Here is a 13,904-nt window from a genome sequence, read left to right on the forward strand (position 1 = left end):
CGGGCTAAACGGGATCAATTCGGCTCTCGTCTGAATGGCACCAGATTGGACGTGGAACCCTTCGCAATATCCCGGCCCGTCTCTTCATTCCGGCGATCGCCTTCGCCCGGTTCCGCGCGCCAATCCGCCGTGATTTCCAGCCTGTGCGGGCTTGCCGGCAACTGGTCGCTGAAATAGCGCGTCGGCGTCGTGCCGAGCATGCGGCGGAACATGGCAATGAAGGCGCTGACGCTCTCGTAGCCGAGATCGCCGGCAATGACGGTCACGAGCTGCCCCGCCGCCAGGCGCTGAAGGGCGACGCCGATATGCAGCTGCTGTCGCCAGCGCAGGAAGGACATTCCCGTTTCCCGCTGGAACAGGCGGCTGAGCGTCCGGTTGCTTGCGCCAACCCGCGCACCCCATTCGTCTATGGTGAACCGCAGGCCAGGTTCGGCGACCATCGCTTCGGCGAGCCGCTGCAGCCTGCGATCGGTGGGCATCGGCAGATGGATCGGCTCGAGCGGTGCTGCCCTCAGCTCATCGAGAAGCACGCCGACCAGACGGTGAAGACGGTCTTGCGCCATATCCGGACTATCCGGGCGCGGCTCCAGGCGAAAAATCAACTCGCGCAGGAAAGGCTGGACGAAGAGAATGCCGCATTCGTCCTTCAGGTCACCGGTCAGTTTCGCGTCGACATAGAGATTGCCGATCTTGATATGGCCGCAGGCACGCCCGCTATGGGAAGTGCCGCCCGGAATCCACAGCGCGCAATTCGGCGGCACCGTCCAGACACCGCCGGCCGCCCTCATCGTCAGCACGCCGCTCATCACGTAAAGCAGCTGCGCCTTGCCATGACGATGCGGCTCCGTCTCGCCGACGAAACTCGCCTCGGTGATGAAACTGAAGGCCGGGCGCAACACCTCATCGATCGCCGACGGGTCAAATGTCTCTGGAATATCCATTGTCGATCCTCGTCGGTAAATTCACACCGAAGGCACCTCGCTCTATCACAGAAGCCACGCATCGTCCCTGCTGCCGAGCAGGCTCCGCCCCTTGCGCTCCGCCTCGTCTTCGTTTGCCGCAAAGATGATCGCGAAACCAAACGCCTTTCCGGCCGTGGCCGCCGCAATCTTGATCGCGGCCGATGTCGGCCTGCCGCCATCGATGACGATCATGCCCCGGCAATAGGCCCTCATCCGATCCTTGATCCTCTTGAAAAACAGCGCCCGCTCCTTGCGCTCCTCCTGCGTCTCCTCCTCGTGATCGTCAGGCGCGTGATCCGTGACCAGCACGAACGGCCGCCGCTCCTCCAAGAGAGCCTCGATCTGGTCATTGATGGAGGTTTCTGCATCGGCATTGGTGCGGATGAAGACGACAGGCAGGCGGGAACGATCCAGAAGCACGGCAGCGGCCTTTCGAAATGGAAGCAAGTGAGGCCAGACTAGCATTCCGGACGGGAGCCGGATTTCGCGAAGCTGCCAACAAATGCCGGGGATCGGCCAAGTTTGGGCAACTGCGATGGGTGAAGCTTGCCGTGACGCATGAGCCCGTGGAGAGCAAGGCGCACATGGCGACTGACAGCGTCTGCCTTGCGCCGATAGCGGTCCTTCTTCAATTATCGAATGCGCACTCAGTTCATTGACTTGAACGTCTGAAAGATCAGCGCTCTCAGCCAACGATGAACGGGATCTGCATCCATCCGCGGGTGCCACGCCTGGACGATGTCGAATCCCGGCACGGCTACCGGCAGGTCAAACGTCCTGATCTGGCTTGTTGCGGCGGATTTACGATAAGAATTCGGAATCGCGCCGATCAAATCGGATGCCGCCGCAACTGCGATCACCGCTGGAAAGCTTGGCACGATCAGTCTGACATCGCGGTGGACGCCGAGTTCGGCGAGCGCCCTGTCGACCGGACCGGCAAAATCCGCGTGCGGTGAAAAAAGTACGTGGCCCCAGGCGGCATAGCTCTCGACCGTGATCTCATCTGCATCGAAAATCGGGTGTCCTGTCCTTGCAAGACCCACATACCGGTCTTCGAAAAGGGTCTGGCAACGCAGTTCCCCGCTCTCCGTCGGCAGGACGCCGATATCCAGATCCACGGCCGCGTCTCTCAAGGATTGAACGTCCTTGTCCGATCGCGGCGCAAATCGAAGCCTTATCCCTGGTGCCGCGTTCGCCACAGCAGCGCTCAGGCCCGCGGCAAAAATAAGCACGAACGCCTCATTGGCACGGATGGTGAAATCGCGGCGCACCTCGCGGATTTCCACGGTCGACGGCGGACTGAGCACCGCTTTCACAGCTTCTTTCAACGAATGCACGTCTTCGGCAATCGCCAGGGCATGGGGCGTTGCGACCATGCCGCGCCCGGCCGGCACAAGGATCGGATCGCCGAGCGCAGTCCTCAAGCGTGACAGCGTCCGGCTCATGGCTGATGTACTGAGGCCAAGCCGACGCGCGGCGGCCGATACGCTTCTCTCGCGCAACAGCGCATCCAGTGCCACCAGGAGGTTGAGGTCGAGATCGGGCATGACTCCATTTACTCACGCATGGCGTTTCATGCAACAGTTGTTTGATTTCGTTGCGTCTGGCGCTCGCAGTCGGCAAGGCCTAACTAGTCGTCCATCCGATAACGATTGGGAGTTTCTCAATGTCCCTCGCCTCCACCGTACCGATTTCTCAGGATGGCCCGGCATCGCCTAGACAGTACATGGCCATCGCACTCATCCTTCTCTCAGCTGTTCTTGTCGTTCTGGACGGCGCCATTGCCAACGTCGCCTTGCCCTCGATCGCGCTCTCGCTGCACGTGGAAGCGGGCAGCACCGTATGGGTCGTCTCAGCCTATCAGCTGGCCGTGCTGGTCGCCCTTCTTCCGTGTGGCGCGCTCGGGGAAATCTATGGCGCGCGGCGGGTCTTCCTGATCGGCGTCGCACTGTTCACCGCGGCTTCGGCTGCCTGCGCCTTCGCCGGTGACCTTTCCTTGCTGGTCCTTGCCCGTTTCGCGCAAGGCCTCGGCGCGGGCGCGATCATGGCGCTTGCCATGATGAACCTGCGCTCAGCCTTGCCGCAGCACATGCTGGGTCCGATCATCGGAATCAATGCAATGGTCATCGCAATTTCTTCCGCTGCCGGTCCAGGCATTGCCGGCGCCATTCTTTCCGTCACGACCTGGCCCTGGCTCTTTGCGGTCAACATACCGCTCGGCATCATTGTACTTCTCAGCGGCGGTCTGCTGGGCAAGATGCAGGGCACGAACCGAAAGCTGAACACCAAGGCCTTGCTGGCCAACACATCGATGTTCATCCTCTTCTTCTGCGGCACCGACCGGATAGCGACTGCGCCGGCAAGTGGCGCGGTCCTCATTGCCGCCTCGGTAGCTTGCCTTGTCATACTGCTGCGCCTGGAACGCAACAGCGACGCCCCGATCATTCCGACCGATCTCCTGGCGGCACCTGCATTCCGCGTGGCGGTGATCGCATCGGTATCCTGCTTCTGCGGCCAGATGCTGAGCTACATCGCGCTACCCTTTTATCTCCAGCACAGGTTGCACATGACTCCGGTTCTGGCCGGTCTCTACATGATGCCCTGGCCGGTTGCGACCGCGATCATCGCGCCATTTTCGGGACGTCTGGCAAACCGCGTCAAGACCGCATGGCTTTGCGCGACAGGCGGCGCACTGCTGGGTGTCGGCCTCCTTGTGGCAGCTCTCTGCCCACCCGATCCGAGAGGTATTGCCTTTCTGGTCGGCACGGTGATTGCCGGCCTGGGTTTCGGCCTGTTCCAGACGCCGAACAACCGCATTCTGCTTCTCTCGGCTCCGAAATCCAGAAGCGGCGCGGCAGGTGCCATGCAGGGCACCGCACGGCTTCTCGGCCAGACCCTGGGCGGAATCTTCATGTCGCTCATCTTCGCGACATTGCCGCTCTCCGCCGCGCTCGAATTTGCGGTCGTCCTGTCGGCTGGCTGCGCGGCAATTGCCAGCCTGGTCAGCCTGAGCCGCGCCCGCTACGAACTGGCGGGACAATCTGGAGAGAGCAGTCGATGAGCATTCTGTTCGCCAGGGGCCGAAAGCATTCGTTCGTTCCTGGTCAGACCGATCCCGCAGAACGCCCGACCTCACATGCCGATAGCAGCATCCCGAACAACCAGCTCAGACCGGCATCCATCATCGCCGCGCGCGGGGCAACGGCGCTCAGCCGGAAACGCGGCAGCGGCAAAGGCGCATCCACCGTCACCAGGTCGAAGCGCGGCGCGTAGAGTGCGGCGAAGCGACGGGGGACGGCAGCAAGCATGTCGCTCTCGCCGGCGATGGCGAGCGCGAACATGAAGTTCGGCACCGTCAGCGCCATCCGCCTGTTCAAGCCCCGCTGTTCAAGCGCCGTGTCGACGAAGCCGTGCGGATCACCACCAAGCGAAACGACGAGGTGGCGCATCCCGATATAGCGGTCGAGCGTCGCCTCCCGCGCGAAAGGATGGCCGGCGCGCATGGCGATGACGAAATCCTCTTCGTAGAGCGTGAGACTGTGAAAGCGCGCCGGGATATCATCGGCGGGCACCACCGCGATATCCATGGCGCGGGCTTCCAGATCGCCAAAAGCATTGCGCCAGGCCCGCGCAGGCGCGCTTTCGCCCTGTTCCGGCAGCAGCTGGCGTATGCTGATATCGATCTGCGGCGCCGCCTTTTCCAATCCGGCAAGCAGCGCGGACAGGAAGACCGCGGAAACGCCATCCGGCGCCCCGAGCGTGAACCGGCGGCTCGACCTTACCGGATCGAACGGCTCGGCGGTCGCAATCACGCTTCGCACCCTGGCGAGGATCTCGGCAACCGGCGCGGCAAGCTCCATCGCCCGGGCCGTCGCCACCACGCCTCTGGGCGTCCTTACGAACAGCGGATCATTGAGCATCCGCCGCAGGCGTCCAAGCCCGTGGCTGACGGCTGACGCTGAGATATTCAGCCGGTCGGCGGCGCGGCCGACATGGCCCTCCTCGATAACGGCTTCGAAAAGCACGAGGAGATTGAGATCGGCGCGCGAGAGATCAGTTTCATTCAGCATATTGCTGAAATCATATCATTGGCTTCAGCATCGGGGAACTGGCATTTCTGGAGCATGCGGGCGCCGCAGCCGCGTCTCCGAACTCCAGGCTGGCAAAGGAAATCTCATGTCACCGTCTCGACGATCCCTTCTCGTTGCCGGCACCGCTGGTCTTGCGTCCCTTGCCGGTAATGTCGGCGACAGCAACGCGGATATGCCGGCAGCAAATCTTGCCCGGATATCGGAAGAGGCCAATGCCGCGCTGATGCGCGGCGATGTCGATACCTACCGGGCGCTTGTGCCACGTACGCAGGACTTCACACTGATGTCACCCTTCGGTGGCACGCCGTCTCACGAGACCGGCTTCACCGAGAAGACCTGGGATGGCATGCGGCAGTTTTTCAGGAACGGCACGCTGAAACAGGAAGTTGTCGAGACCTATGCCGGCACCGATATGATCGTGCTCGCCGTCATCGAGCGCGCCCATGTCGAAGTCGGCGGCCTGCCCGCGCAGGACTGGGCGCTGCGGGTGACGCTCGTCTACCGGCGGGAGGGCGGAGAGTGGCGGCTTGCCCACCGCCACGCCGATCCGCTCGGCCATGCCATCACGTTGGAGCAATCGGCGGCACTCGGGCGCGGGGCATAGGGGAGCGATCTCCCCAGCTCCCTCATTCCTGTGCTTGTCGAAGGAATCCAGCCGCCGCGCGTCTGCGCGGCGAATGACTCATACGCCTCAAAAGAAAAAAGTCTCTCCTGCCCAAGGACTTGGGCAGACTGGATTCCTGTGACATCCCTTGTGCTAGCACGAGGGCACAGGAATGAGGAGGTTGGGGTGGGCCGCGCCACCAGCCCTGCCCCCTCTCTCCAAATTCACTCGCTGGCAATCGCATCTCTGAACTTCGCCAGATCGCCATTGAAGCGCTGCGCCTCTTCCAGGAATGGCGCATGCCCCGACTTTGGATAGATCTTGGTCTGAACGGCCGGATTGAGCTCCCGCGCTCTTGCGATGCTCGGCTCGACATTGACCAGAACGTCCTTGCCGCCATAGAGCAACAGAACCGGCACACGCGCTTTAGGCAAACCGGCAGAAACGGTCATCGACGGGACGGTCCGCGTCATGATCCACGAGGCCATCGCGGCATTTGACAGCAGCCGTTCGAACGTCGCCGTATCCGGCTTGGTTTCGAAACACAGGCCAAGGAACGTCCTGACGGCATCGAGGTGCACTGTCAGATCATCCGAAGCCATGCCCGCATAGACATCAGGATGCGATGTGATCAGCGCGGCGTTGAGTTCGATGACGCCGTCGACATAGACGATGCCGCCAAGGCCATCGTCTCCATAGGCGGCAAGATAGTTGGAGAGCACGACACCGCCGAGCGACCAGCCGACCAGAACGGGATTTTTCGCGCCTGTCTCCTTGAGGACGGCCGAGAGATCGTCGGCCCAGCGGCGCCCGTCATGATAGGCCTCTGCATCATCTGGCTTGCCCGACAGGCCGTGGCCGCGCAGGTCATAGGTGATCAGCCGATATTTCTGCAGATTGGCGCTGCCTACCTGCATGTCCCAGTTCAGATGGCTGCCAAGCAGGCCGTGGATGAAAACGATCGCCAGCCCGGCGGGATCGCCCGATTCCTGAACCGCGATCTCGACGCCATCAGGCGCCTTCACCGTGTAATTCTTCTCCGCGCCCATCGCCATGGAAGACAGGCCCATCAGCAGGACCACCACCCAAATTCCGCGCATTATTCGTATCATGCCAAAATCCTTATGTTTAGTGATCACTACAAACTAACGGCTTGCTTTTTGCTGTCAAGCGGTCTTTAGTGATCACTATGGATAAGGTTGTGAAAACACGTCGCGGCGGCCCGCGAACCTTCGACAGGGATCAGGCGATCGATATCGCCATGCGCCTCTTCTGGAGGCATGGATACGAGGGGGTCTCGCTGAACGACCTGACGGCCGCAATCGGCGTCGCGCCCCCAAGCCTCTATGCGGCTTTCGGCAGCAAGGCGGGGCTCTACCGCGAGGCGCTCGATCGCTATTTCGGCCTGCGGGGGCCGGTGTGGGATATCAGAACGGCCACGACCCTTCAGGAGACGATCGAGACGCTGCTGCACAAGGCGATCGACGCCGTTACCGACCCAGCCGGGGAGCGCGGCTGCATGATATCAAGCGGCTTGATCCAGTGCGGGCCTGATCATGCGGACCTGGCGCGCGAAACGGCAGAGCGGCGAAACACAATGCGGGAGATGATCGCAGAGACGCTCGGGCGATGGCTGGATCAGGAAAATGCGGTTTCGCTCGCCCGCTATCTTGTGGCCGTCCTGCAGGGATTGTCCGTCCAGGCATATGACGGCGCCTCGCGGCAGGAACTGCGGCAGGTCTCGGACGAGGTCATCGCTGGTGTGCAGGCGAGAGGCTTCAGCTAGGCGCCAGCGGCCTCATTCCTTCTCCGCATCCTTGTCGCCATCAGACGCTTTCGATTTGTTGGGCGAACGCAGATTGTCGAAGCCCATATAATGGTCGACGTCGGACGTGTTCCATTTGCCGGCCAGATAGATGATGGCGATGGCTACTGCGAAGATGAGCAGGACATAGAGCGTTTCCATATCTGCGATATAGCGCGTAGCAATCCGTTGGACAGCTTACGGCGATAGGTCGCCGCGGTCAGGCCATTGCCAACTCACCCGCAGGTGCTGCGCGATAGGCTTCCCGGCCGCCGACCCAGGTGCGGCGAACGGCGGGTGCAGCACCATCAGGCCAATCGACCAGCACGAGATCCGCCCGCTTCCCGACCTCGATGACGCCGCGATCGGCAAGACCGGAGGCGCGCGCCGGATTGCCAGAGACGAGCGGCCAGAGCGCGTGGAGCGGTGCCACGCCATCGGCCTTGAGCCTTGCAAGGCCGAGCAGCATCGCCGGATAATAATAGTCCGAGGCGAGAATATCGCAGAGCCCTTCGCGGATCATGTCGGCCGCACCGATCGACGCGAGATGGCTGCCGCCGCGCGTCGCGTTCGGTGCGCCGAAGACGATGAAGTCGCCGGCATCGCGGGCGGCCCGCGCCACCCGCCGGTTCATCGGGAATTCGCAGATCCTGGCACCGCGGAGACGGAAGAAGTCGCGCGTTTCGATCTGGCTGTCGTCATGCGACAGCATCGGTGCGCCCGAGGCCTGGCCGAGCGCTGCCACTTCCTCGATTGCATCTGGCACCTGCGGACGGCGCGCCCACATGTTGCGCACGAGTGCCACCATGTCCGCCACCGGGATTTTCGCCCGCTTGGCGCGCTCCCCCATCTTCTCGGCGAAGGCAGGCGTTTCGGGATCGACTGTCGGGAAGGCCGGATCGAGGTCGAACGGCCGTTCCTGCAGCGGCGTCGAAGGATGCAGCATCGCCATCGAGGTGTGGTCGTTGAAGGCAATCGACGGCAGGCGCGGACCGGCAAGCGCCTCGCGAATGAGGTCGATCGCCTCGAAGCAGAAGGTCTCCCAGCGCAGCTGCACGCGATTGTCCACCGTCAGCCGGGGCGTGAGCGCGTCGAGCGCACGCACGATGGCATAACCGGTTTCGACCGAACGCAGCCCCGGCTCCCAGCTGAGCGTCAGCGCATGATAGGCCGTGGCGATGCCGTTGGCGGCAAGCTGGCGGTCGGTTTCGAGCAGCGCGGCCGCGACCGGCAGCATCGTGCCGGGCCGCGGCATGACTTGCCGCTCGAAGGCATCGCCATGAATGTCCACGAAAGCCGGGCCGAGCAGATGGCCTCGTCCATCGATAGGATCCGCCCCGTCGCGCGCACCGTCGATATCAGTGATCCGGCCGTCTTCGACACGCACGGAGGCGGTCTCCAGACGGTCGCCAAAAACCACGGTTGCACCCTCGATAATCACTGCCGGATTGTTTTGCATGGGTCTCATTCCGAAAAAAAGAGGCGCAGCAGCTGAGTCCCTCGACAGGCTGCGCGCAGGCCGCCGCTTCTAACCAGCGGATATGACAAATTTGCGAACGTCGCTGTGCGTTGGCACTATTTGATCGCATGCGGCAGCGCTCCCTCCTCCTCGCCTCAATCCGGGCTCTTCTTGCCCGGGTGGAAGCTGCTTTACGGATATGTCTGCGAATGGCACGCTCAATGACAAGGCGACGCGTCGGCAGTTGCTGAACCATAGTCCGGGATTCGATTCGTTTGCATTCCTCCGCGCGGATCAGAGCAAGCAGCGTTAAATTAATGGCCAAGCAGTCGGAAAAGATCGGGTCGTCACGGCGCAGGCAAAGCAAGGGCGCGCCCGCCCGGTCTGCACACGTCTCCGGGCCCGAATTCCTGAAGGGCCGGGATCGCGACATTGCCCTGATCGACCAGATGATCGCGCGGATCGATCAGGGCGGATCGACGCTCGTGATCAGCGGCGAGCCCGGGATTGGAAAATCCGCCCTCCTCGAACGGGCCAGGCATCAGGCCCGCGAACGCGATCTGACGGTCTTGAGCATGACCGGCGTTCTGGCCGAGGTTCATCTGCCCTTCGCAGCGCTCGAGCAGGCGCTCCGCCCGCTGATGAAGGAGGCCGTCAACCTGGTTCCCCGTCAGCGATCTGCCTTGTTCTCCGCTTTCGGCATGCATGATGACACGGGCGCACCCGACATCTTTCTGGTGGCGCTCGCCGCACTGTCCCTTCTGACGGAAAGTGCTGCGCGCAGGCCCATCCTGCTCATCGCCGACGACGTCCAGTGGCTGGACGAGGCGACCTATGAGGTGCTGGCCTTCATCTCACGCAGGCTGAGTTCGGATCCTATCGTCCTGTTCGTGGCCATGCGCGATGGCTTCGACCGCCTGTTCGACGATCCCTCCCATCTGCGGCTTCGGCTTTCGGGGCTCGGCGAAGCCGATGCCGAGCACCTGCTGGACGCCCATGCGCCTGATCTTTCGGCCGACCTGCGCAGCCGCTTCCTCCAGGAGGCCGCGGGCAATCCCCTCGCCCTCCTGGAACTGCCGCGCGACAGGCGAGCGGCTGATATCAAGGATACGACATGGCTTCCACTGACGGAACGCCTGGAACGCGCCTTCTCGTCCCGGCTGACCGATCTTCCCGCTGCAACCCGGATGCTGCTGTTCGTGGCGGCGGAAAACGACGGGACATCGCTCCACGAAATCCTGCGCGCGGGCAAAGCCGTGTTGGGCGAAGAAGTGGATGTCAGTACTCTGACGCCCGCCATTGCCGCCAGGCTGATCGACCTTGACGAAACGGAGGTGCGGTTCCGGCATCCGTTGGTGCGTTCGGCAATGCACCAGGCGGCAGATCTGGCGACGCGGCACCGGATCCATGCCGCTCTTGCCGAGATCGTTCATGAAGAGCTGGACCGGCATTTATGGCATCGTGCGGCGGCAACGATCGGACCGGATGAGGAACTGGCGGGCGAATATGATGTCATGGCCGGCCGCGCCTTGCGCAAAGGTGCCGTCGCCATGGCAATCGAGGTTCTCGAAAAGGCGGCGGCGCTGAGCGGTACACCGCGAGCCAGGAGCGACCGTTTCTTGCGCGCCGCCGAGCTTGCCGCCGATCTCGGCCAGCCGGACTTGCTGGAGCGACTGCTGCGCCAGGCCAATGTCAGCGAGCCCGATCCTGTCGCATCGGCGCGGATCGGCTGGTGCCGCGAGATGGGTCAGCCTCCGATGGTCAACGACCCCGCGAAAATCCCCAGTCTGGTTGGCCTCGCCGCTGAGGCCAATGCTGCCGGCGCCACGGATCTGGCAAGCAACCTGCTCTGGCGCGCCGCGCAACGCTGCTGGTGGAGCAATGCGGATGGGGATCTTCGCAAAACCATCCTGATGGCGGCAAACAGGCTCGAATTGCCCGACACCGATCCACGCCTGATCGCCATATCCGCTTACGTCGAGCCGCTTCACCTCGGGGGCGAGATATCAGGCAAGCTCCAGCAGCTTGCCGGCACGAGCGGCGGCAACCCGGTCGCGGCGCGCATTCTCGGCAGTACGGCCAATGTCATCGGCGCCTTCGACCTTGGCGTCGGTTTGCTCACCTATTCGGCTGCCGCCCTGCGCGATCAGGGGCGGCTCAGCGACCTCGCGCGCGTGCTTTTTGCTCAAGCCTGGGCAGAGATGGAAGTCGGCGACTGGACGGGCGCGATGCGGGAGGCCGAGGAATCCGTTCGCTTCGCCGAAGAAACGGGAGGAACGCTCTGGATTGCCGCGGCCACGATCGTCAAGGCGAGGCTTGCGGGCATGATGGGCAATCTGGACCAGTCACAGGCCTATGCGGCCCAGGCAGAACGCCTGGTCGTCTCGGTCGGCGCGAGTTTCCTGCTGGCAATGCTGCAGATTGCACGCGGCACGGCCGCCATCGGCGCAGGCCGGCATTGGGAGGCCTACGAGCATCTGCGGCGTCTTTTTATCCCCGCCGATCCGGCTTTCAACTCCGGTCTGCAATTCTTCGGTCTTGCTGATTTCGTGGAGGCCGCAGTCTTCTCCGGACATGCCCAAACGGCCGAGGAAGTGATCGAGGAGATGCAGCGTGTCGCCGGTCCGTCGCCAGTGCCGTGGGTCGAAACGATGCTCTCCTACGGCAAGGCACTGCTCGCAACACCTGCGGAGGCCGAGCGGTTCTACCTGCAGGGTCTCGGGCCCTGCGCAAGCAAATGGCCTTTCCTGAGGGGACGTCTTCTGCTCGCCTACGGCATATGGCTGCGCCGCCAGCGGCGGTCCGCCGATGCGAGAGCGCCGCTACGCGAGGCCCGTGACATCTTCGATGCGCTGAGCGCCCTGCCCTGGAGCGAGCGTGCGCGCGAGGAACTGCGCGCTTCGGGAGAAGCGAGCCGCAAGCGAACCGAATATGTCTGGGAGACGCTGACCCCACAGGAGCTTCATATCGCCCAGCTTGCCGCCGAGGGTCTGTCGAACAAGGAAATCGGCGCCAGACTCTATCTGTCGCACCGCACGGTCGGCTACCACCTTCATCGCATCTTTGCGAAGACCGGCGTCACGTCGCGCTCGGGGCTGCGTCCCATTCTGACTGACGCCATCACGCCTGAAAGCTGACCACCGACCTGTCACCGGAGTGGCCACCAGTCGCCAGACTGGTCATTTGACAGAAGCGGAAGCTTCCGGCCGGGGGCTACCAATGCGGCTGCGTGCAACCTTCCCGGAGAGAAAGACCGTGAAATTCTTGCCCCTACTCGCAACCCTCAGCCTCGGAGCAACTCTCATGATTCAGCCCGCTCAAGCGGCGCCCGACGCCGCGACCGACCCGCGGATCGACCCCCAGGTCCGCGCCTTCCTCACCGAAATCAACAAGGATCCGAGCCCGTTCTGGGAACTGCCGCAGCCCAAGCCCCAGGAGATCCTTACCGGGCTTCAGAACATGACGCCGGTCGACATGTCAGGCGTGACCACGACCGAGCAGACCATCACCCAGGACGGTCTGAGCGTGAAGATCTACATCATGAAGCCCGAGCACATTACCGGCGAACCCGGCGTGCTGCTCTTCATTCATGGCGGCGTCTGGATCGTCGGCAATTTTGAAAACCACCAGCGCCTGCTGCGTGATCTTGTGGTCGGCTCCGGCCAGGTCGGCGTGTTCGTCGAATATACGTCCCTGCCAGAAGCACGCTTTCCCACTCAGCTCGATCAATCCTATGCCGTGCTGAAATGGGTGGCGGCTCACGCCGGTGAATTCGGCGCGGATGGCAGCAGGATCGCGGTTGCCGGCAATTCGGTCGGCGGCAACATGACCGCGGCCCTGACGCTGATGGCCAAGGACCGCAACGGCCCAAAGATCAGCTTCCAGGCCCTTCTCATCCCCGCGACCGATGCCAGCGTCGATACGGGCTCCTATCACGAATATGGAGAGCAGCGCTTCCTGGCGCGCGCATTCATGAAATACGGCTGGGATCTCTACGCGCCCGACGCCAAGACCCGCGACAACCCCTATGTATCGCCGCTGCGCGCCAGCATCGATCAGCTCAAGGGCCTGCCGCCGGCACTCGTCATCACTGCCGAGAACGACCCGCTGCGCGACGAGGGCGAGGCCTATGCCCGCAAACTGAAGGAAGCCGGCGTGACCGTGGCTGCGGCCCGCTACAACGGCACGATCCATGACTTCGTGCTGTTGAACGCAATCCGCAATGTGCCTTCCACGGAAGCCGCGATCGAACAGATCAGCGACAATCTGCGCCGCTATCTCGAACCCGCAACGCATTGATCGATGCGGCGACGCGGCGGCCATCAGCGCGCCGCGTCGCTGGCTTGCATTGATCCTTGCCTGTCCCAGGTGACGGTCCCGGTAGTTCGAAGAAAACGGAATGGCTCTAGATCAGTGGAACCTTAAAAAACAGCTTCTGCTGCTCGGGCCTGTCTGAGGGATGGGGCGCGCGTCGCATCAGCTGACCGCCAACTCGCTCTATGACGGCGCGGGAAATGACATTCTCTTCGTTGCAGAGAATGTCGATCTCACTCAGCCCCAGGGATTTTGCGAACTGGAGCAGAGCATCGAGCGCGGCTGTGGCGTAGCCCCGGCCTTGTTTCCAGGGCACCACCGAGTATCCGACATGTCCCGGAATGCTGTCGGGAACCGTCCAGGTGACGGGCAGATAGCGCAGGTCGATCCTGCCGCAGAACTCCCCATCCCAAATCCAGAACGTGTGATTGGTGAGCGCCATGGCCGTATCGCTGATCTGCGGTTTGGCCGAAGCATGTCGCCCCATCAGCTTGTCGAGATATGCCGCGGGATCATTACGAAGGTCCTGAAGTTCGGCTTCGATGAAGCCAGTATCTCCAATGCGCCGCGGGTCGGGCGACCAGCCCTTCGCCAGCGCCGCTTCATACCCCGAGAGCTTCTCAAGGTCCGGCATGACCAGGATTGGGCGTCCGTCCAACATCCAAATTCC

At 62.8% G+C, this 13,904-nt stretch carries 13 protein-coding genes; 5 read left to right on the forward strand and 8 right to left on the reverse strand.

Annotated features, from left to right (window positions below; all coding sequences use genetic code 11):
* Positions 1–14: 14 nt before the first annotated feature.
* From J2X71_RS31295 to J2X71_RS31305, 3 genes are all read right to left on the reverse strand, one after another.
* Positions 15–941 carry a helix-turn-helix transcriptional regulator gene (locus J2X71_RS31295; RefSeq protein WP_310388463.1) on the reverse strand — a complete coding sequence of 309 codons (927 nt, stop codon included), beginning with the start codon at positions 939–941 and terminating at the stop codon, positions 15–17.
* A gap of 45 nt (positions 942–986) precedes the next feature.
* Positions 987–1,382 (reverse strand): hypothetical protein, encoded by a 396-nt coding sequence (locus tag J2X71_RS31300; RefSeq protein WP_310388465.1) that lies wholly within the window; start codon positions 1,380–1,382, stop codon positions 987–989.
* A 227-nt stretch (positions 1,383–1,609) separates the two neighbouring features.
* Positions 1,610–2,509, reverse strand: coding sequence for a LysR family transcriptional regulator (locus J2X71_RS31305; RefSeq protein WP_310388466.1), 900 nt, complete (start codon positions 2,507–2,509; stop codon positions 1,610–1,612).
* A gap of 179 nt (positions 2,510–2,688) precedes the next feature.
* Here J2X71_RS31305 and J2X71_RS31310 point away from each other — a divergent pair, with 179 nt between their 5' ends.
* Entirely contained in the window at positions 2,689–4,023 is a 1,335-nt protein-coding gene (locus tag J2X71_RS31310) for an MFS transporter (RefSeq protein ID WP_310388648.1), read from the forward strand.
* Positions 4,024–4,066: 43 nt separating this feature from the next.
* Here the strand turns inward: J2X71_RS31310 and J2X71_RS31315 are convergent, their stop codons facing one another.
* On the reverse strand, positions 4,067–5,032 hold the full coding sequence (locus J2X71_RS31315) for a LysR family transcriptional regulator (RefSeq protein ID WP_310388468.1): 966 nt from the start codon (positions 5,030–5,032) through the stop codon (positions 4,067–4,069).
* A 106-nt stretch (positions 5,033–5,138) separates the two neighbouring features.
* Between J2X71_RS31315 and J2X71_RS31320 the strand changes: the two genes are divergently transcribed.
* Positions 5,139–5,657: a DUF4440 domain-containing protein gene (locus J2X71_RS31320; RefSeq protein WP_310388470.1), complete on the forward strand. Its 519-nt coding sequence runs from the start codon at positions 5,139–5,141 to the stop codon at positions 5,655–5,657.
* 224 nt (positions 5,658–5,881) lie between these two features.
* Here the strand turns inward: J2X71_RS31320 and J2X71_RS31325 are convergent, their stop codons facing one another.
* Positions 5,882–6,757, reverse strand: a complete 876-nt coding sequence (locus J2X71_RS31325; RefSeq protein ID WP_310388471.1) for an alpha/beta hydrolase — start codon at positions 6,755–6,757, stop codon at positions 5,882–5,884.
* 89 nt (positions 6,758–6,846) lie between these two features.
* Between J2X71_RS31325 and J2X71_RS31330 the strand changes: the two genes are divergently transcribed.
* Positions 6,847–7,443 carry a TetR/AcrR family transcriptional regulator gene (locus J2X71_RS31330; RefSeq protein WP_310388473.1) on the forward strand — a complete coding sequence of 199 codons (597 nt, stop codon included), beginning with the start codon at positions 6,847–6,849 and terminating at the stop codon, positions 7,441–7,443.
* A 12-nt stretch (positions 7,444–7,455) separates the two neighbouring features.
* Here the strand turns inward: J2X71_RS31330 and J2X71_RS31335 are convergent, their stop codons facing one another.
* Together J2X71_RS31335 and J2X71_RS31340 are read right to left on the reverse strand one after the other, a co-directional pair.
* Positions 7,456–7,623 carry a hypothetical protein gene (locus tag J2X71_RS31335; RefSeq protein ID WP_310388476.1) on the reverse strand — a complete coding sequence of 56 codons (168 nt, stop codon included), beginning with the start codon at positions 7,621–7,623 and terminating at the stop codon, positions 7,456–7,458.
* A 58-nt stretch (positions 7,624–7,681) separates the two neighbouring features.
* A complete protein-coding gene (locus J2X71_RS31340; RefSeq protein WP_310388477.1) occupies positions 7,682–8,920 on the reverse strand; it encodes an alpha-D-ribose 1-methylphosphonate 5-triphosphate diphosphatase in 1,239 nt (412 codons plus the stop codon).
* 317 nt (positions 8,921–9,237) lie between these two features.
* Between J2X71_RS31340 and J2X71_RS31345 the strand changes: the two genes are divergently transcribed.
* Positions 9,238–12,057 carry an AAA family ATPase gene (locus tag J2X71_RS31345; RefSeq protein ID WP_310388479.1) on the forward strand — a complete coding sequence of 940 codons (2,820 nt, stop codon included), beginning with the start codon at positions 9,238–9,240 and terminating at the stop codon, positions 12,055–12,057.
* 166 nt (positions 12,058–12,223) lie between these two features.
* The gene (locus tag J2X71_RS31350) at positions 12,224–13,219 is read left to right on the forward strand and encodes an alpha/beta hydrolase (RefSeq protein ID WP_310388481.1); all 996 of its coding nucleotides are present in this window, start codon (positions 12,224–12,226) and stop codon (positions 13,217–13,219) included.
* 106 nt (positions 13,220–13,325) lie between these two features.
* On the opposite strand, the gene J2X71_RS31355 is transcribed toward J2X71_RS31350, so the two are convergent.
* Positions 13,326–13,895, reverse strand: coding sequence for a GNAT family N-acetyltransferase (locus tag J2X71_RS31355; protein WP_310388483.1), 570 nt, complete (start codon positions 13,893–13,895; stop codon positions 13,326–13,328).
* Positions 13,896–13,904: the final 9 nt, after the last annotated feature.

The sequence above is a fragment of the Rhizobium sp. 1399 genome (genome assembly GCF_031455475.1).
Classification (GTDB): domain Bacteria; phylum Pseudomonadota; class Alphaproteobacteria; order Rhizobiales; family Rhizobiaceae; genus Rhizobium.

Coding starts and splice junctions, on each gene's coding strand:
- J2X71_RS31295 (WP_310388463.1), bottom strand. CDS start 941: ATGGATATTCCAGAGACATTTGACCCGTCGGCGATCGATGAGGTGTTG.
- J2X71_RS31305 (WP_310388466.1), bottom strand. CDS start 2,509: ATGCCCGATCTCGACCTCAACCTCCTGGTGGCACTGGATGCGCTGTTG.
- J2X71_RS31310 (WP_310388648.1), top strand. CDS start 2,689: ATGGCCATCGCACTCATCCTTCTCTCAGCTGTTCTTGTCGTTCTGGAC.
- J2X71_RS31315 (WP_310388468.1), bottom strand. CDS start 5,032: ATGCTGAATGAAACTGATCTCTCGCGCGCCGATCTCAATCTCCTCGTG.
- J2X71_RS31320 (WP_310388470.1), top strand. CDS start 5,139: ATGTCACCGTCTCGACGATCCCTTCTCGTTGCCGGCACCGCTGGTCTT.
- J2X71_RS31325 (WP_310388471.1), bottom strand. CDS start 6,757: ATGCGCGGAATTTGGGTGGTGGTCCTGCTGATGGGCCTGTCTTCCATG.
- J2X71_RS31330 (WP_310388473.1), top strand. CDS start 6,847: ATGGATAAGGTTGTGAAAACACGTCGCGGCGGCCCGCGAACCTTCGAC.
- J2X71_RS31335 (WP_310388476.1), bottom strand. CDS start 7,623: ATGGAAACGCTCTATGTCCTGCTCATCTTCGCAGTAGCCATCGCCATC.
- J2X71_RS31340 (WP_310388477.1), bottom strand. CDS start 8,920: ATGCAAAACAATCCGGCAGTGATTATCGAGGGTGCAACCGTGGTTTTT.
- J2X71_RS31345 (WP_310388479.1), top strand. CDS start 9,238: ATGGCCAAGCAGTCGGAAAAGATCGGGTCGTCACGGCGCAGGCAAAGC.
- J2X71_RS31350 (WP_310388481.1), top strand. CDS start 12,224: ATGATTCAGCCCGCTCAAGCGGCGCCCGACGCCGCGACCGACCCGCGG.
- J2X71_RS31355 (WP_310388483.1), bottom strand. CDS start 13,895: ATGTTGGACGGACGCCCAATCCTGGTCATGCCGGACCTTGAGAAGCTC.